The 18,061-nt window shown below is 62.1% G+C and carries 13 protein-coding genes; 4 read left to right on the top strand and 9 right to left on the bottom strand.

Annotation, left to right across the window (positions count from 1 at the left end):
- Positions 1-19: 19 nt before the first annotated feature.
- The 4 genes from J2X43_RS13720 to J2X43_RS13705 form a co-directional block, all read right to left on the bottom strand.
- Positions 20-859, bottom strand: coding sequence for a glycosyl transferase (locus J2X43_RS13720; RefSeq protein ID WP_112515906.1), 840 nt, complete (start codon positions 857-859; stop codon positions 20-22).
- A 121-nt stretch (positions 860-980) separates the two neighbouring features.
- Positions 981-4,730, bottom strand: a complete 3,750-nt coding sequence (locus J2X43_RS13715) for an AsmA-like C-terminal region-containing protein (protein WP_310294676.1) — start codon at positions 4,728-4,730, stop codon at positions 981-983.
- A gap of 89 nt (positions 4,731-4,819) precedes the next feature.
- Positions 4,820-6,232 carry an FAD-linked oxidase C-terminal domain-containing protein gene (locus J2X43_RS13710; RefSeq protein ID WP_310294674.1) on the bottom strand — a complete coding sequence of 471 codons (1,413 nt, stop codon included), beginning with the start codon at positions 6,230-6,232 and terminating at the stop codon, positions 4,820-4,822.
- A gap of 140 nt (positions 6,233-6,372) precedes the next feature.
- Positions 6,373-7,407 (bottom strand): aldo/keto reductase, encoded by a 1,035-nt coding sequence (locus J2X43_RS13705; RefSeq protein ID WP_310294672.1) that lies wholly within the window; start codon positions 7,405-7,407, stop codon positions 6,373-6,375.
- A gap of 92 nt (positions 7,408-7,499) precedes the next feature.
- Here J2X43_RS13705 and J2X43_RS13700 point away from each other — a divergent pair, with 92 nt between their 5' ends.
- From J2X43_RS13700 to J2X43_RS13690, 3 genes are all read left to right on the top strand, one after another.
- Positions 7,500-8,402 carry a LysR family transcriptional regulator gene (locus tag J2X43_RS13700; protein ID WP_310294670.1) on the top strand — a complete coding sequence of 301 codons (903 nt, stop codon included), beginning with the start codon at positions 7,500-7,502 and terminating at the stop codon, positions 8,400-8,402.
- Between the two features lie 85 nt (positions 8,403-8,487).
- Complete coding sequence (locus J2X43_RS13695; RefSeq protein ID WP_310294668.1) at positions 8,488-8,736, top strand: DUF6719 family protein; 249 nt, start codon at positions 8,488-8,490, stop codon at positions 8,734-8,736.
- Between the two features lie 204 nt (positions 8,737-8,940).
- Complete coding sequence (locus tag J2X43_RS13690; RefSeq protein ID WP_310294667.1) at positions 8,941-10,038, top strand: AbrB family transcriptional regulator; 1,098 nt, start codon at positions 8,941-8,943, stop codon at positions 10,036-10,038.
- On the opposite strand, the gene J2X43_RS13685 is transcribed toward J2X43_RS13690, so the two are convergent.
- The gene (locus tag J2X43_RS13685; RefSeq protein WP_405049590.1) at positions 9,998-10,903 is read right to left on the bottom strand and encodes an AraC family transcriptional regulator; all 906 of its coding nucleotides are present in this window, start codon (positions 10,901-10,903) and stop codon (positions 9,998-10,000) included. The genes J2X43_RS13690 and J2X43_RS13685 overlap by 41 nt on opposite strands.
- A gap of 15 nt (positions 10,904-10,918) precedes the next feature.
- On the opposite strand from J2X43_RS13685, the gene J2X43_RS13680 reads away from it, so the two are divergent.
- On the top strand, positions 10,919-11,326 hold the full coding sequence (locus J2X43_RS13680; protein ID WP_112387019.1) for a DUF2000 family protein: 408 nt from the start codon (positions 10,919-10,921) through the stop codon (positions 11,324-11,326).
- A gap of 51 nt (positions 11,327-11,377) precedes the next feature.
- Here the strand turns inward: J2X43_RS13680 and J2X43_RS13675 are convergent, their stop codons facing one another.
- The 4 genes from J2X43_RS13675 to J2X43_RS13660 all read right to left on the bottom strand — a co-directional run bounded on the left by J2X43_RS13675 (position 11,378) and on the right by J2X43_RS13660 (position 17,859).
- Positions 11,378-12,043 (bottom strand): OmpA family protein, encoded by a 666-nt coding sequence (locus tag J2X43_RS13675; RefSeq protein WP_112515899.1) that lies wholly within the window; start codon positions 12,041-12,043, stop codon positions 11,378-11,380.
- Between the two features lie 205 nt (positions 12,044-12,248).
- Entirely contained in the window at positions 12,249-13,247 is a 999-nt protein-coding gene (locus tag J2X43_RS13670) for a flagellin (RefSeq protein WP_310294663.1), read from the bottom strand.
- A 266-nt stretch (positions 13,248-13,513) separates the two neighbouring features.
- On the bottom strand, positions 13,514-16,666 hold the full coding sequence (locus J2X43_RS13665; RefSeq protein ID WP_310294661.1) for an efflux RND transporter permease subunit: 3,153 nt from the start codon (positions 16,664-16,666) through the stop codon (positions 13,514-13,516).
- Complete coding sequence (locus J2X43_RS13660) at positions 16,663-17,859, bottom strand: efflux RND transporter periplasmic adaptor subunit (protein WP_310294659.1); 1,197 nt, start codon at positions 17,857-17,859, stop codon at positions 16,663-16,665. The genes J2X43_RS13665 and J2X43_RS13660 overlap by 4 nt, the downstream gene beginning before the upstream one ends.
- Between the last annotated feature and the right edge of the window lie 202 nt (positions 17,860-18,061).

Genomic DNA, 18,061 nt, shown 5'->3' with positions numbered 1-18,061 from the left:
CATCGCTGAAAAGGAGCAGCTACTCCCGCCAATGCTTCTTCACCCACGGCGTAGGGCGTATAAAGTGCCGGAGGTGGGAGAACACACTCTCGCCGCCACGAGACGTCCTGTTGACGATCCGTGAAAGGTGCTCGCGCGCATTGTCGGCAGCGCCGTCCCGATATTGGCCGGCTATCGCGTGTTCAGGCCGCAGCCCACGCGGGAAGATCACCACTTTGGCTCCAGATGGCAGCCGGGGGCCGAAGAAATAATTGAGCGGTGTCGGCCACCGGCAGTCCTGCCGGAAATGCAGCACCCAGCTGCGCGGGAAGAACTTCGGACCTCCCGGCACATTTTTGGTAACGAACCGCTGCTCGAAACGATATTCGTCGGCGATCTTTTGCGGATTGGCAAAAAACTTGTCCTGCAGAGAAACCAGCTTGCCGACAGGAAACCGGAAAAGCGACGTCTGGCCAAGTCTCTCGAACGGGGTTGTCTGATTTCGGGTCATGACCACGTCATCTGGGCCTCCGACTTCGAAGAAGGCATCGAGCGAGCCGACAATCACCAGATCGAGATCCAGGAAGAGGACGCTGCCTTTCAAGTTCCCGAGCGTCGGTCCCCAGAGGCGCGACTTGTTCCAGATCCCGGGCGTATTGACCGGCAGGCTCGGGATGTTGAGCGGCGGCAGGTCCTCGCAGAGGATCTCGGGATGCAGTCCCTCGCGACTATCCGTGAAGCAGGTGAAGGTAAAGGGCGGCGTGATGTTGCGCGCAACCATCGCATAGAGACGGTTGATATAGGCCGGGCCGAACATCGTGCCCCAACTGATGCAGATGACCTGCTTCACGCCATTGCTGCCATCCAAGACGCCTGTCATTCCTGCTCCATAAGTCATCGCGCGAGTTTCCCCGGTGCGTATCAACCTATCAGCATCCTGTGAAGACCGGTGAGAGCGAATTTAGGCATCCGCGTGGAACGGCAATCCCGATCCATTCTGATTATTGCTGCACCGGCACGCCCGGCAGCGTGTCGAAATTCAGCTTGTTGCCGCTGACGGGCGGTGCTGGATCGACCAGTTGCCCTTCGGCACGGCGCTGCGCTTCCGCGGCCGCGGCCGCCTCGGCGTCTGCAGCGGCTTTAGCATCCGCCTCGGCCTTTGCCTTGGCGTCAGCTTCTGCCTTGGCTCTCGCATCGGCTTCCGCCTTCTGCCGGGCAGCCTCCTCCGCAAGCGCTCTCAGGCGGTCTTCCTCGGCCTTGCGCTCAGCCTCGATCGCCGCTGCCCTGGCGCGCTCGGCGTCGTTGAACTTGTAGAGGGCCACTTCGCGGCGCAGCCGCTGCTTTTCCAGTACGTTGGCCTGCAGCCGCTCGACACGGCGGCGTTCACGCTCGAAGGCCCGCAGCGACAGGTAACCGGTGATGTCGGTGACATCCATCGTCCGGCCGGGCGATGCCAGCAGGCCGGAGAAATCGAGCCGCAATGCCGGGTCGGCACCGGACAGCGCCTCGTTGCCGGGGTTGAGGCCGATATCGAGCGAGGCGTTCACCCGCTCCTGCGGCAGATCGATCTGCGCATTGCCGGTGACCTTGGCAAGATCATTGGCGACGGTGACGTTCTGCACGCGCAGCACGCCGTCGGTAATGTTGAAGGGAATACCCAGCGGCGGCAGCTTCGCCTCGCCGTTGTTCAGCAGCGTCTCGACGATCGGATGCACCTTGCCGGCGTTCAGCTGGTCCTTCATCGGATCGGTGGCCGACAGCAGCGGCGCAAGGATCGCAAGATTCAGGCCGCGCACGCTGGTGTCCCCCAGCCGAAGTTCGCCAGAGCCCGTCAGCGAACTCGCAAGCTCCGTCATCGTCTTGCCTGAGGCTTCCGAGCTCATCGATAGGCCGAACTTGCCGCTGGCCACCGGCGTTCCGTCACGCGCCCAGATCACACCGCCGAGATCGGCATCGGCGAGCGCCAGCTTGGTCTGGAAGAACCCTGTTCCGTCGGCATTGGTGAAGAGCATATTGCCGGAAAGCTTGCCGCTGTCCCAGTTGCCCTGCATGCCGTTCAGCTGCAACTCGTCGCCCTTGTAGGCAATGGTGCTCGAAAAATCGTTGATCGCGCCGGACCAGCCCGGCCAGAACTGTTTCGCCGAAAACTTCAGATTGACGTCGGTGTCCTTGAACACCGGCTGTCCGAGCCCCTGTGTCGTCAGATTGCCGGTCGCAGCATCGGTCATCGGTCCATAGACGGTCTCGCCAAGCCAGATCGCATCGGCCCGGTCGAGCGACAGGTCGCCCGTCGCCGTGGTCTTGTCAGCCTTGCGGTCAACGGTCAGCCCGCCGGAAAACTTGTTGTCGGCGGCGTGTCCTTTCAGATCGGAAAAGACAATCTTACCGCCATCGATGGTCGCCGTCGTCTGCAGCCCGAACGGCAGGCCGGTTCCGAGCTGCGGCAGCGCGATGCCGTTCATGATCAGGTACGGGTCGAGATCGGCGCTCTCAAGCGATATGCCGATCTGCCCATTCATGAAGTTTTCCGGGCGGACATCGACCTTGCCGCTGGCGGTGAACGACGTCCGGTCGGTCGCAAAGGCCAGCGATGCATCGGCGGGATCCGAGTCGGTAACTTGAACCTTGAGCGACAGCCTGCCGTTGGCATCGGCCTCGACAGGCAGCGGATCGAGCCCGGCCTGGCCGAAGAGCACGGCCGTGGTCGCATTTTCAAGCGTCCCTTCCAGGCTGGTCGTCCCCTTGCCTGTCAGCGCCAGAAGATCGGACATCCGGTAATCGAGATTGACCCGGCTGCCATTCGAAACGCCGGCGAGCGTTAGCGTCAGCCCGTCGCCCTGATCGCCACCGAGCGTCAGCGCTCCGCGCAGCGCCGTGTTGGTGTACCAGGCGGCATTGCGCACCAGCCGGTCCATCACGGGATGACCAGGCAGATGCTCCTTCAGCATGGTGAAGAACGGGCCGGGGTCAGCCGATTTGAAGGTGATCTCGCCGGAGCCCTTGTAGTCGAGCAGCGAGCCTTCGGCACGGCCGGTGGCAGTCAATTCCGCACCGGCGAAATTCTTCACCGCCAGCTTTTCGATCGCCAGTGCGCCATCGGCAATCGTGAAATTGGTCTCGACATTGGCAGCCTCGACGCCGAAAGCGGTAAACTTGTCGGCCTTCAGCTGCGCGGTGATCTTGTGATCGAGCACGTTGTCGCCGGCGTCCTGGCCGGTGAACAGCCCGGTCAGCGCCCGCAGCGCATCGAGATCGAGCGCGTCGCCGCCGAGCGCCACGTTCAGCGACGGCGTCTGGTCCTTCGGTGCCAGCCGCTCCAGCCTGCCCTTCAGCGTTGCCGGACCAATGGCGATCTCCAGATTGTCGAAAGCCTGCCTATGGTGCGTCAGACTGACATCCGCCGAGAAGCCGGCCTGCCGCAGCTGACGGATCGACGGATCGACAGAACCGGCGAGCCATGATGCAAGCCCGCTCGGCTGGTTGGATGCCACCGTCACGTGCCCGTTGAAGGACGGCTGACCACGCAACGCAAGGCGCCCCGTGCCTTCCACCTGCGTGCGGCCGGGCAGCGTTCCAACGGCATCGTCGATCGTCCAGCCGTCGCCGGCCGGCTGCAGGTCGAGCTGCACGTCGCGGATCGTCGTATCGCCGGCAACGATCGCCGGTAGCCGCACACTCGCCTTGCCGGGCACCTGCGGGATCGGCACCTGGGCAACGATATTGATCAGCGAATTGAGACGCTGGCGGGCCGACAGGCCAGGATCGCGCGCCGTCTTGCCGCCGGCACCCTGATTGCCGATCCTGTTGACATCGATCTGCTGGCCATTGGCGATCAGCAGGAATTCCGGCGCGCTGCCGGTATCAAGCGTCGCTTCGCCTGTTATTACATAGGGATCGTCAGTCGAACCAATTTCCAGCCGGTAATCAGGCACGCGGATGCGCTCGTTGGTCAGCTCGAAGCGACCCTTGACGCGAGGCGGCGGCGCGGTCTTGTCGCTCTTCGCCTGCCCGCGGTTCTCGATCGCCGCCGACATCGTGCCCTGATAATTCGGCTTGCGATCGACGAGCTTCAGCTCACCATCAAGATCGACGCTGACGGGGTGCTGATCCGGAACCAGCCGGGTGCGGACCTTCAGCGCGCCGTTCTCATCCGGCTGACCACTAGCGATCACGAAACTGCCATGCTCACCATCGAGCGTCGCATCACCATCGATCCGCCAGGGGCCAGCAAGCGATTTCGCCGACATCTCGGCATTGAGGCCGGTAATATGGCGTGAACGGCCGGACTGATCGTCGATGAACTGCACATCGCCGCCACTGACATGCACATTTTCGAGTACGACGGTCTTGGCCGGGATCTCAGACTGGCTGCCGCGCGTCCAGTCCAGCGTTCCGTCTTTCTGCAGCCGCAGGCGCACTTTCGGATTCACAACCCGCATGTCGAAAATCAGCGCTTCGCCCGACAGGAAAGGCGCCAGCTCGGCATCCATCGAAAACTGCTCGACCTGCACGATCGGCTGCCCATCGGGTTCCTGGCCGACGCGCACGTCATGCAGCGTCACCGACGGAAACGGCAGAAGCCGCGCATCGACGGTGCCATGCACGGTGACTTTCTTGCCGATGATGCGGCTTGCCTGATCCTCGAAATTCTTGCGGAAATCGGTCCAGTCTATGAATAGCGGTGCGAATAGCGCCACAACGAGCACTACGACGATCACTCCCCCTAGAAAGACGAGGAACCGGCCTATCAAATCAAGGATTCTCCATTCGGAATTCTGTTGCCGACACTACTGTTATTCATGCCGGTAGCAAGACCGAAGATCATGAGATTGTTCCGTTTTCAGCCGAGATGGAAAATCTTGCCGGGGTTGAAGATATTGTCCGGATCGAGCGAGCGCTTGACCTGCCGCATCAGATCGACGGTGCCGCCGAGTTCCTGTTCCAGAAATGACATCTTCCCCTGCCCGATCCCGTGTTCACCGGTGCATGTTCCATCCATTTCGAGCGCCCGGGCATTCAATCGCGCCACGAAATTCTCGACGGCCGAAATGCCCTCGCTGGTCTTGTCGTCGAAAAGCACAAGCACATGAAAATTCCCATCGCCGGCATGCCCGACGATCATCGCCAGCAATCCGTTCGCTTCGATATCTGCCTGCGTCTCGGTGATGCAATCCGCCAGCCGTGAGATAGGAACACAAACATCCGTCGAAAGTGCGGCAAGCTCGGGCGCCAGCGCCCGTGAAGCCCAGTAGGCGTTATGGCGGGCCTTCCAGAGCTTGGCACGCTCTTCGGCATTAACGGTCCACAGGAATTTGCCGCCGCCGCATTCGGCAGCGATCTCGGCAAACTGCTGCGATTGCAGCGCGACGGTCTCGTCGGTACCGTGAAATTCGAGAAACAGCGTCGGCGTTTCCTCATAGTCGAGGTTCGAATAGGCGTTGCAGCACTTGATCTGCAGCGCATCGAGAAGCTCGATGCGGGCGACCGGAATGCCCATCTGGATGGTCATGATGACAGCGTCACAGGCTGCCTTGATCGTCGGGAAGGCGCAGACGCCGCCGCCGATCTTCTGCGGAATGCCCTGCAACCTGAGCGTCACGGATGTCAGGATGCCGAGCGTGCCCTCGGAACCGACAAAGAGCCGCGTCATGTCGTATCCCGCCGAAGACTTGCGCGCGCGGCGCGCGGTGCGGATTTCCTCGCCAGTCGCGGTGACGGCTGTCACCGACAGCACGTTGTCCTTCATCGTTCCGTAGCGCACGGCGTTGGTGCCTGAGGCGCGCGTCGAGGCCATGCCGCCGATCGAGGCATTGGCACCCGGATCGATCGGAAAGAACAGGCCTGTATCGCGCAGATAGACGTTGAGTTCTTCGCGGGTGATACCGGGCTCCACGGTGCAGTCTAAATCCTCGGCATTGACTTCGAGAACACGGTTCATCCGGCTGAAATCAATGGAAATGCCGCCGGAAGGCGCATTGACCTGGCCCTCGAGCGACGACCCAGTACCGAATCCAATGACCGGAACCTTGTGCTCGGCGCAGACCTTCACTGCCGCTTTAACGTCATCCGCGGTCTCGGCAAACAGCACTCCATCAGGGAGCTGCGCCGGAATATAGGTCGTCGTATGGGCGTGTTGCGCGCGAAAGGATTCGCCGGTCTGGAAGCGCTCGCCGAAGCTCTGTTTGAGGATGCCGAGAACGGCGGCGATCCCCGCCTCGTTGCGCAATCCGGATTTCGCGTCCTTGAGAGCCATCCCGTTGATCTCCAATACATTCCACCATCGACAGGCAGGCTGGTATGAGACAACTGGGAAGACATGTCCAGTCGAGATTGACCGTAATCAGGATGATGAAGGGGCGGCCGTTTGCATGAAGCCGCCCCTGCTATCAGCAGTCAGACGATCGGCGGATTGAGCCGGGCAAAGCCTTCCTGCCTACGGTAAGGGAAGTAGGGATAAGGCGTCTTCTGCGCGCTGACGCTGTCCAGCCTGCCGATCTGCGCCTTGGTCAATGACCAGCCGACGGCGTCGAGGTTCTGGCGAAGCTGGGCTTCGTTGCGGGCGCCGATGATGACGCTTGAGACGGTCGGACGGCTGGTCAGCCAGTTGATGGCGATCTGCGGTACCGTGCGGCCGGTTTCCGCTGCGATCGCGTCGAGCACATCGACAATGTCGTAGAGCTTCTCGTCGTCAACCGGCGGGCCGAATTCCGCCGTCTGATGCAGGCGGCTGCCTTCAGGCAGCGGCTGGCCGCGGCGGATCTTGCCGGTCAGACGGCCCCACGCAAGCGGGCTCCAGACCAGCGCGCCGACGCCCTGGTCGGCACCGAGCGGCATCAGTTCCCATTCATAGTCGCGGCCTGCCAGCGAGTAATAGACCTGGTGCGCGACATAGCGCGGATGGCCGTTGGCGTCAGCGGCGGCGAGCGATTTCATCAGCTCCCAGCCGGCAAAGTTCGAGACACCGGTGTAACGCAGCTTTCCGGCCGCGACGAGACCATCGAGCGCTGCCAGAACTTCCTCTACCGGCGTCGAAGCATCGAAGGCGTGCAGTTGCAGCAGATCGATATAGTCAGTGCCAAGACGGCGGAGCGCGTCGTCGACAGAGCGGATCAGACGCGACCGCGAAGTCCCCCAGTCTGCCGGTCCGTCGCCGGTGGGCAGCCCGGTCTTGGTTGAGATCAGCACCTGATCGCGCTTGCCGCGGATCGCCTGCCCCAGCACCTCTTCCGAAGCGCCAGCCGAATAGACATCGGCGGTGTCGAACAGATTGACGCCGGCCTCGAGGCAGATATCCACCAGCCGCCTTGCCTCGGTGGCATCAGTATTGCCCCAGGCGCCAAACACCGGCCCGGATCCGCCGAAGGTGCCGGCACCGAAGCTGAGCACCGGAACGCGCAGGCCGGATCTGCCGAGATTTCTGTATTCCATGGTCTTTCTCCTGTTGCTCCAGCAGAGATAGACACTGCGAATACCGCGATATAGATTGCCGCAAAGAAACTCATCTATGACTTGAATTCATCATGAGCAGACAGGACATCAACCGCTCGGGCGAAATGGAAGTCTTCGTCCGGGCCGTCGAACTCGGCGGATTCTCTGCGGCCGCCGCGGCCTGCCGTATGACGCCGTCCGCCGTCAGCAAACTGATGACCCGCCTCGAAGCGCGGCTCGGCACACGCCTGATCAACCGCTCGACCCGCAAGCTGCAACTGACGCCCGAGGGAACCGCCTTCTACCAGCGCAGCGTCACCATCCTCGCCGATATCGCCGAGGCCGAGCGCTATGCCTCGGCTGGCGAGCAGGCGACTGGCCCAATCCGCATCAATACCAGCGGCTCGTTCGGCAATCATATCCTCGCACCGCTGGTGCCGCAGTTCATGGCGCTGCATCGCGGCATCACCCTCGACATCACCCAGACCGACCGCGTCGTCGATCTGATGGAAGAACGCGCCGACGTCGCGATCCGCGCCGGTCCGATGAAGAGCTCCAGCCTCGTCGCCCGCAAGCTTGGCAGCACACGCAATTTCATTGTCGCCTCGCCGGACTATCTTGCCCGGCATGGCGAGCCGAAATCCATCGCCGATCTCGAAAAGCACTGCCGCGTCGGCTTCTCCTATTCGCGCGCCATTCAGGGCTGGCCACTCGTCAGCGATGGCCAGACGGTCAACGTGCCGGTGACGCCCGGCGTGCAGGTCAGCGATGGCGAAGCGATGCGCCATATGGCGCTCGCCGGAGCAGGCATGGCCCGGCTCGCAGCCTTCACGCTACGGCAGGACATTGCCGCTGGGAGACTTACCGTCGTCATGGAAGCGTTCAATCCCGGCGATATCGAGGATTTCTATGCCGTCTATATCGGCCAGGGCGGCCCGCTTCCCGCCCGCGTTCGCGCCCTCCTCGATTTTCTGGCTACCCACGCCAAGCTATGAGCCCCTCGCGGCTAGCTCGAAAAGGCGAATTGGCAGAGGCCGCAAAGCATAGTTGTGTTCTTCCCGGCAACGGAGGGACACCGAGATGCAAGCCAAGACCAACCCGAAAATGAGAGGAATGACCGTTCTGTCGTCGACAGGAGCGGTCCTTGCGATGCTGACATCGCCGGCGAGCGCCGAGACCAAGACGGTGACGACAAAGCCGACCGCGGCGACGATGACGCCGGGAGAGCCGGTGCTATTCGACGACAAGACCTGCCCCGCCGGGATGATCGCAAAGTTCACCAAAGCGAAAAGAAACAACAACATCAGCAAGAAATGCGTTCATAAGTGAACGGACACGCCGCTCGACTCACACGCATCGCGTGCCACCGGTGATGGTGGCGCGCAATGCCAGATTTTGCAGTTGACCCTGACGCGCGCTGACAAATATACCGGCACTGCGCCCCGGCATCCCCCGCCGGTCTGAGAAGTCATGCCGATCCCTGCCTTCGACCGCCCCGCGCGGTAAACCCGATCGGCCAACAAGATCGCATCGATGCCGTTCAAAGCCCTTGCCAGCGTCCTGCCTTCGAGAGCGAGCCTGCCCCGCTGGGCGATCCTGCTGGCGTTTTCGACGATTCTGGTTCTCGGGCTGGAAATGCTCGGCCTGCCGGCATCGCTGCTGATCGGACCGATGGTCGCCGCGATCGTTCTCGCGTTGACCGCCTCGAAATCGCAGCTCCGCGTGCCGCGCTGGCCGCTGCTCTTCGGCCAGGCACTCGTGGGCTTCCTGATGGCCCGCGCCATCACCGTCGACATCATCCAGACAATGGCCGACGACGCCCTGCTCTTCCTGTCGATGATCTTCTCGATCATCGCTGCTGCGGGTCTGCTCGGCTATGTCCTGACCAGATGGCAGGTCCTGCCAGGCACGACCGCCGTTTGGGGCTCGTCGCCTGGTGCCGCCTCGGCGATGACCATCATGTCGGAAGCCTATGGCGCCGATGCCCGCCTCGTCGCCTTCATGCAATATCTGCGTGTGGTCTTCGTGGCCGTCGCCGCCTCGGTGGTCTCGACACTCTGGACAAGTGCGGAAGGCACTGAGCCGCCGCCGCTGATCTTCTTCCCGCCAATCGACTGGCCGGCTTTTGCGGCAACGATGGCGCTGACTTGTCTGTGCACCTATGCCGCTGCCCGCTTCCGCATCCAGGGCGGCACGATCATCCTGCCGCTGATCGCCGGGTCGACGCTGCAGGGCCTCGGCCTGCTCACCATCGAGCTGCCGCTCTGGCTGCTCGCCATCAGCTACGCCCTGATCGGCTGGAGCATCGGGCTGCGCTTCACGCCTTCGATCATCGCCCATGCCGCCCGCGCCCTACCGCGCGTGGCCGCCTCGATCCTGACGCTGATGTCGATTTGCGGATTGATGGCCTTCGCGCTTCACAAGCTCGCCGGCGTCGATCCGCTCACCGCCTATCTGGCGACCAGTCCCGGAGGCGCGGATTCCGTCGCCATCATCGCTGCATCGAGCGATGTCGACGTGCCCTTCGTCATGGCGATGCAGGTCGGACGTTTCCTGGTGATCCTGTTGACCGGCCCCATGCTCGCCCGCTTCATTGCGCGAAAGAGCGGACTGGCGATGAGCCGCGTCTGAGCGAGGCCCACTGCCCCGGCGTCATGCCATAGGCCTTCTTGAAATGCCGGTTGAGATGGCTCTGGTCGGCAAAGCCGGTCGCAAAGGCGACCTCCGGCAGTTTCTCGCCTGCAATGATCAGCGCCTTTGCCTGCTGCAGCCGCCGCATCAGCAGATAGCGGTGCGGACTGGTGGCGAAGGCGGCGCGGAAATGCCGGGACAGCGTGAACCGGTCGAGGCCGGTCACCGTCTCCAGTTCGCTGGAATGAACGGCGCGCGTCGCATGGGCCTCGAGATAGTCCCGTGCCCGCCGCGCCTGCCGCCAGGCGATCTTGCCGATCGGGCGGACCGATGCACCAGCGTGCCGCACCAGGCCTCCCGCCACGTCGGTCAGAAAATCGTCGACGAACAATCCGTCCAGCTCACCATCGAGATCGGCAAGCGCGCCGAGCAGCACACCAGCCAGAGCCGCATCGCCGAAAACGGGTTCATCGACGAACGGAAGACCAACCTTCTCCATCTCCAGACAGTCGGCGACCAGCGCCGGTTCGATATAGAGCATGCGGTATTGCAGCCCATCTTCGGTTCCCGCACCGCCGTCATGTTCCTCGTCCGGATGCAGCACGATCACCTGCCCCGGCATGCTGAAACGCCTTTCGCCGCGATAGCTGAAGGTCTGCACACCCTTCAGCGTCACGCCGATCGCATAGGTATCGTGCCGGTGCGGCTCGAAGGCATTGCCTGAAAACTGCGCCTCGATGCGCTCGATCCCCGGAAATGCCGGCGCTGTCAGGATGCCGTCGCCCGCAACAGGAGCGCACAAATGTTCAAGACCCGCAAAGACCGTTGAATTTACATCTTCGCTCAAGGCTACCTCGAAACGCATCTGAAAGACTGGAACATGTTTGATACCAAAATTGCGATCGTCCTGCGAAACAATCTTGCATCCTGGCAGACGCTGAATGTCACAGCCTTCCTGATGAGCGGCATCGCCGGCCGGCATCCGGAGATCCTCGGCGAAGCTTACAGGGACCGCGCCGGAAATCTCTACAACCCGCTTTCCATACAGCCGATCATCGTGCTCTCGGCCGATGACGCGACGATATCAGCCGTTCACCGGCGATCTCTTGAGCGCGGCGTTGCGACGTCGATTTTCATCGAGGAAATGTTTGCCACCGGCCACGATGCTGCCAACCGCGCCGTCTTTGCAGAATTCGCGCCCGATGACGCCAAGGTCGTCGGCATCGCGCTGCGCGCCGACAAGAAGATCGTCGACAAGATCACCAAGGGCGCATCCATGCATGCCTGAACGAAGACGGCCGGGCGATCACCCGGCCGTCTGCAATCGAGAAAGACGAAATCAGCCCTGGGTAACCGGAGCGATCTGGATTTCGACGCGGCGGTTCTGCGCACGGCCCGCTTCCGTCGCGTTCGATGCGACAGGCTGCGACGGACCGAAGCCCACGGCCGAAACACGCCGCTGATCGATGCCCTGGCCGCCGAGATAATCGGCAACCGACAAGGCGCGGCGCTGCGACAGATCCTGGTTATGCTGCAGGCTGCCGGTCGAATCCGTGTGGCCGTTGACGTCGATGAGCGTGCGGTTGAACTTGCGCAGCACGATCGCGACCGAATTCAGCGTCTGATAGAAGCCCGGCTTCACCGCGTCCTGATCGACGTCGAAGGTGATGTTCGATGGCATGTTGAGAATGATGCTGTCGCCGTTGCGGGTCACCGAGATGCCCGTGCCTTCGAGCTGCTGGCGAAGCTCCGCTTCCTGTTGGTCCATGTAGTTGCCGATCGCGCCACCGGCAAGCGCACCGACGCCGGCCCCGATCAGTGCAGCGTTGCGCGCACCATGGCCGCGTCCGCCGAGCGCTGCCCCTGCCAACGCGCCGCCAACGGCACCGAGCATCGCACCACCCGCGGTGTTCGACATTTTCTGCTCGCCCGTATAGGGGTCGGTCGTGGTGCAGGCGCTCAGATAGCTGGCGGCAAGCGCCAGAAGAAGGAATTTCTTGATCATGGGCAGAAGGCTCTCCGTTCGAAGCTGACCCGAGCAAATATTAAGGAATGCGGCAACAAGATGAATGCGATCATCCGATAGCCCAAAATTCTGGAAATGCACACGCAGGACTGCCAACTGTGCCCGGATATCACCAGTTTTGCGAAGTGGCCGAACGCAAATCGCCCGGGGACGGCCCGGGCGATTCGATTTCAGCTTATAGAACTCAGATGCCCTGGAAGAGCTGGGTGATCGTGTTGTAGCTCGCATTGGCGATCTGCAAAGCCTGCAGACCGAGCTGCTTCTGCGTCTGCAGGGCGGCCAGCCGGCCGCTCTCCTCTTCCATATTGGCGTCCACGAGGCGTCCGATGCCGGACGTGTAGGAATCGGTCAGCGACTTGGCGAAATCGTTCTGCAGGTCGATGCGTTTTTCCAGCGCCCCGAATGACGAGCCAACAGTCGTCATCTGCTTCAGCGCCGCATCAGTCACGCCGATCATATCCTTGATGTCGTCAGCCGAGCTATTGGCGTCGAGGCCGATCTCGACCTGACCGGCCGTATTTCCCTCTTTGCTGAACATCATCACGTAATTCTTCGCGGCACCAAGCTCGGTCGCAAAATGATCCGTGGTCAGCGCCCCATATTCACCGGTGCCGCCAGCGCGGTCGTCGACCATATAGCGGGCGTCCTGAGAGGTCGTCACACCAGTGGACGGCATATCGATGTGATAGGTGAGCGTCGAGACCTTGACCGAGCCATCATCGCCCCGAATGAACGCCGCCGGGATTTCCTTCGGCTTCGTCGGATCGTCTTCGTCGGTCAGCACCACCCAGTTGTCGCCGTTGAAGCTCGCAGCTTCAGACACCGAGCGCAGCTGCGCCTTCAGCTGGGTAATCTCATCGTTGATCTTGGTCTTGTCGACACCGTTCTCGGTGGCCGCAACCAGCTTCGATTTGATCGTGGAGACGATCTCGATGGCGCTGGAAACCGCGGTATACGCAACACCCATGGTTGCCGCCGCCATACCCAGCGCGTCCTGGATCGCGCCGTTCGCCTTGTTGTCGGTGCGGACGGTCGTGGCAATCGCCCAATAGGCTCCGTTGTCCTTCGCCTTTTCGACGCGAAGGCCCGAGGAAAAATGATTTTGTGTCGTGGTCAAATTGCGGTTGGTATCGCGCAGGATATGAAGCGCCGCATCAACCGATGTGCGTTGAAAGATACTCACAGAACTAGAACTCCGAACACAACTATACGCAACTAACTGACATGACCGGGTCCGCGAAACGTCATGTTCGGGCGCTGAAAATCAGCGGAAAATGCACCTCCAAAAACGCTGGAGGTATTGATCGGTCACGAGGCGATCATTGCCGCTTATACTTAAAAAACGGCTAACATTCGCAATTGATTCACGCTGTTTTGCAATTGCTCGTTGACCATAAAAACGTGCCGCGGACGAGCCGCGGCACCTTCTCGAAATAGAGTTGCAATGCACTACTCGGCGGCCTGGAGCTGCTGCGGATCCGGCACCGGTTTCGGGCGCGCCGCATCCGACATTTCCTCGTGCAGCCGGGCCTCTTCATGGGCATGCGGCTTGGCGAAGCGGGCGATCAGAAGGTAAGCGACGGGGGTGATGAACAGCGTCACCAGCGTTGCGAAACCCAGCCCGCCGACGATCACCCAGCCAAGCGCGACGCGGGCTTCGGCACCGGCACCATGCGCAAAGACCAGCGGAACGCCCCCAAGAATGGTCGCGATCATCGTCATCATGACCGGGCGCAAGCGCAGCTCGCAGGCCCGCTCGATCGCCTCGCGCACCGCTACGCCATGATCGCGCAGCTGGTTGGCGAACTCGACGATCAGGATGCCGTTCTTCGCCATGACGCCGACCAGCAGCACCAGGCCGATCTGGCTGTAGATGTTGAGGCTCGACCCGGTGATGATCAGCGCGAAGACGGCGCAGGCAAGGCCAAGCGGCACCGTCGACATGATGATCAGCGACGACAGCACGCTTTCAAATTGCGCCGCCAGCACCAGGAAGATGATGACGATCGCAAAGCCGAAGGTCAGCGCCATGCCGCTGGAATTTTCCTCCAGCGTCGCCGCTTCCGCCAGCGGCAGCAGCCGGGCGCCCGGCGGCAGCAGCGGCGTTGCAATCTCGGTGACCTGCTTGACGGCATCGCCGAGTGACATGCCATCCTTCAGGCCAGCGGTGATCGCCACCGAGGCCAGCTGCGATTCGCGGTTCAGCTGCGGCGCCACCGAGCCTTCCTTCAGCGAGGCGATGACCGACATCGGCACGATCTTGCCGTCCCCGGTTTTCAGGAAGACGTTTTCGAGATCGGTCGGATCGTCGATCGGCCGCGTCGTCGAGGTCAGAAGCACCGGATAGGACTCACCATCAACGAACACATCGACCACCGAACGCCCCTCCAGCAGCGACTGGATCGCCGTCGAAAGACCGGTGATATCGATGCCGAGATCGGATGCCCGCTCGCGGTCGATCGCCACGGAAACCTGCGCCTGTGACGGCTCGTTGGTCAGACGCGGCGTGTCATACTGGCCGGTGGCATCGAGTGCCTGGACAAGCTTCAGTGCCGACGCCGTGAGATCGTCGTAATTGTTGCCGATCAGCGCCAGCTGCAACCCGTTGCCGGCACCACGGATGCGCAGGCTGTTCGAGGAGATCGCGTTGCCGCGCAGCGCCGGAACGCGCGATGCCGCCTGGTTGATATCCTGAACGATCTCTGCCTGCGTCCGCTCGCGCTCGCCCCAGGGCGCAAGGGTCAGCACCATGAAGCCGCTATTGGCCTGGCCGCCCTGTCCCGAAATCGAGAAAACGTTGCGGATATCACCGCTATCGACCAGCGGCTGCAGATATTCCTCGACGCGCTGCATCTTGTCGCGCGTATATTCGAGGCTGGAGCCCTGCGGCGCCGTCAGCCGCATCATCACCATGGCGCGGTCTTCGTTCGGCGTCAGCTCGCTCTTGACGGTGGAGAAGGCGATCAGCGCCGCGCAGCCGAACAGCAGCGAGGCGACGATAACGATGAAGGGCGCATTCAGGCAGCGCTGCAGACCCCATTTATAGGTGTCGGCAAACAGCGTTCCGAAACGGCCGAGCAGGCCATGATCCTCACGCATCGGCTTGGTCAGCATCCGCGACGCCAGCATCGGGCAGAGCGTCAGCGCCACCAGCGATGAAAGGCCGACCGAGAACGCGAGCACGAAGCCGAACTCCCGGAACAGACCGCCCACCTGCCCCGGCAGGAACGACAGCGGAATGAACACGGCTGCCAGCGTTGCGGTTGTCGCGATAACCGCGAAGAACACTTCGCGGGTGCCGAGAACAGCCGCAGCACGCGGCCCCATGCCCTCGGAGCGCCGCCGAACGATGTTTTCAAGCACGACGATCGCATCGTCCACGACGAGGCCGGTCGCCAGCACGATCGCCAGCAGCGTCAGGATATTGATCGAGAAGCCGACCATATAGATCGCCGCCAGCGTACCGATCAGTGCTACCGGCATGCTGACCGCCGGGATCAGCGTTGCCCGCCAATCGCGCAGGAAGAGATAGATGACGGCGGTGACGATGACTGCAGCCAGAATCAGCGCCAGCTCGACCTCATGGATCGCGCCGTCGATGAACACGGCATCGTCGCTGGTAATGGCGATCTTGGTCCCCTCCGGCAGCGTCTTCGACAGCTGCTCGACGGCGGCGTGGATACCGGTCGAGATGTTCAGCGTATTCGATTGCGCCTGGCGGATGATGCCGAGGCCGATGCCCGGATTGCCGTTGGAGCGCAGCGCGGTTTCGCCGTCGCGCGGTCCAAGCGTGACGGTGGCGACATCGCCGAGCCGGACGCGATCCTGCAGGATGACGTTCTGGAAATCTTCCGGCGTCTGCAGATTGGCCGTGGCACGTACGACGATATCCTGCGTCTTGCTTTTCAGCGAGCCGGCGGGCACGTCGAGAGCCGAGTTGGCGAGCGCCTGCGTGAGATCGCCGACCGTCAGGCCGCGGCTTGCCAGCGCGCTCTGATCGACATCAACGCGGAATACCTTCTCCTGGTCGCCATATTCCTCGACATCGGCAACGCCATCGACGGAAGCGAGCCGGTCGACGATCTCGTTTTCGACGAGCAGCGTCAGGTCATCCATGTTGAGCGTGCTTGATGTCACGGCGAGGCGCATGATCGCCTGCGAATCCGAATCCGCCTTGACGATCTGCGGCGCATCCGCGTCATCGGGCAGGTTCTGGGTGATGCGGCCGATTGCATCGCGCACGTCGTTCGCGGCAACCGCGAGGTCGATGGAATCGGAGAATTCCAGCGTCACCCGGCTCTGGCCGAACTGCGACTGCGAGGAGATCGACTTGAGGCCGCTGACGCGGGCGACCGCGCCCTCGATCACCTTCGTCAGTTCCTGATCGATGGTCTGCGGCGAGGCGCCGTCGAATGTCGTGCGCACGGTGACGACCGGACGATCGACATCAGGCAGTTCGCGCACCTCGACGCCGACATAGGCGGCAAGGCCTGCGACAACCATCAGCGTATTGAAGACCAGCGCCAGGATTGGCCGGCGCACAAAGAGCGCAGTGAAACTCTGCTTGCCGGAGGCGCGCTCGGGAATCTCGGTCACGCTCATTGGGTTGCCACTCCGTTGCTGGAGGCAACCTCATTGCTGACGCGCACCGCTCCGCCCTCACGTACCCGCTGCAGGCCCTGGGTGACGATCGCGTCGCCATCCTTGATATCGGCCTTGACGAGAACGAAGTCCGGATTGCGCTGGACGATGCTGACGCGAACTTTGTGCGACTTGCCATCGGCAACCTGCCAGACGAAGGAACCCTGCGAATCCCACTGGACCGACAGCGGATCGACCGCCGGATATTTGTCGCCCGCAAACTTCATGCCGACATTGAAGGACATGCCGGCGCGAAGCTCGTCTGACGTGTTGTCGATACGCGCGCGGATCCGCAGCGTGCGGCTGGCGGCATCGATACGGTTGTCGACCGCCTCGACCGCGCCAGAGAACACTTGGCCCGCCCGCGCAACCGACGTCGCATCGACCGGCTGGCCGACGGATACCGTGTTGGCGAACCGCTCCGGCACCCAGAAATCGACCAGAATCTCGCTACGGTCGTCGAGCGTCACGATCGGCGTGCTTGTCGTGACGTTGTCGCCGATATTGACCGGCACGATACCGACGATGCCGTCGATCGGCGCGACGATATTGCGGCGCGTCAGGTTGAGATCGGCGGCCTGCAGCTGTAGCCGCGCGCCCTGCTCGGCGATCTCCGCATCGAACACATCCATGCGCGACACGCTGGATTTGATATTGTGGTAGAGATTGGACTTCTCGAGCGCTGCCTTCAGCGCCACTTCGGCCTGCCCCTTGGCGATCACCTGCTCTTCGCTGTCGAGCGTCGCCAGAACCTGCCCGGCCTTCACTTTGTCGCCGGACTTGATGTGAATTTCGCGCAGCGTGCCCGTCGCCTGCGGTGTCACCGCGACGGAGCGGATCGCATCGCCGGTACCGATGGCGCTCAGCTGATCGTTGACCACACCCTGCACCACGGCCTGGGTCACCACCAGCACGGCGCCGTTTCGTCCGCCGCCATTGCGTCGGTTGCCGCCCTCACCGCGGCTCTGGCCTTCGCCGGCCGCTGGCGCCGCTGCATCCGCGGTTTTCCCCGAAGAGGAAATCTTTGAAACGAGACTTTCGGGAACCCCGGCATTTCTCAAACTGTCAGCCGAACCCGGCACAAAAAATATCCATCCGGCAAAACCGGCCGCAATCACGATAATAGAAAGAATAAACTGCTTCCAGAAAGCCATTCACGTCTCCAGAGGGACTCGAGGTTGGACCAGGGTCGGTCGAAAGAGGCGTATGGGGCAAGATTCCCGCCTGTCTGCGGCAATATCACCCCTTTACAAACCGGCTTCAAGCGTATCCGTCCGTCATTACAGAATTGTAATCTGGGCGCGGCCCGGAAAGGGGCGATGCAAGTCACTTTTGCTTGAGAATGAGCGATTATTC

The organism is Rhizobium sp. BE258 (assembly GCF_031457345.1).
Taxonomy (GTDB): domain Bacteria; phylum Pseudomonadota; class Alphaproteobacteria; order Rhizobiales; family Rhizobiaceae; genus Rhizobium.
Note: the sequence above shows the minus strand (reverse complement) of the source record. Positions and strands in the feature narration are given on the sequence as shown.

Bases quoted from the DNA above. Each gene is read 5' to 3' on its own strand.
- J2X43_RS13705 (WP_310294672.1), bottom strand. From the start codon at position 7,407: ATGGAATACAGAAATCTCGGCAGATCCGGCCTGCGCGTTCCGGTGCTC.
- J2X43_RS13700 (WP_310294670.1), top strand. From the start codon at position 7,500: ATGAGCAGACAGGACATCAACCGCTCGGGCGAAATGGAAGTCTTCGTC.
- J2X43_RS13710 (WP_310294674.1), bottom strand. From the start codon at position 6,232: ATGGCTCTCAAGGACGCGAAATCCGGATTGCGCAACGAGGCGGGGATC.
- J2X43_RS13680 (WP_112387019.1), top strand. From the start codon at position 10,919: ATGTTTGATACCAAAATTGCGATCGTCCTGCGAAACAATCTTGCATCC.
- J2X43_RS13675 (WP_112515899.1), bottom strand. From the start codon at position 12,043: ATGATCAAGAAATTCCTTCTTCTGGCGCTTGCCGCCAGCTATCTGAGC.
- J2X43_RS13660 (WP_310294659.1), bottom strand. From the start codon at position 17,859: ATGGCTTTCTGGAAGCAGTTTATTCTTTCTATTATCGTGATTGCGGCC.
- J2X43_RS13720 (WP_112515906.1), bottom strand. From the start codon at position 859: ATGACAGGCGTCTTGGATGGCAGCAATGGCGTGAAGCAGGTCATCTGC.
- J2X43_RS13685 (WP_405049590.1), bottom strand. From the start codon at position 10,903: ATGCGTTTCGAGGTAGCCTTGAGCGAAGATGTAAATTCAACGGTCTTT.
- J2X43_RS13690 (WP_310294667.1), top strand. From the start codon at position 8,941: ATGCCGTTCAAAGCCCTTGCCAGCGTCCTGCCTTCGAGAGCGAGCCTG.
- J2X43_RS13695 (WP_310294668.1), top strand. From the start codon at position 8,488: ATGCAAGCCAAGACCAACCCGAAAATGAGAGGAATGACCGTTCTGTCG.
- J2X43_RS13665 (WP_310294661.1), bottom strand. From the start codon at position 16,666: ATGAGCGTGACCGAGATTCCCGAGCGCGCCTCCGGCAAGCAGAGTTTC.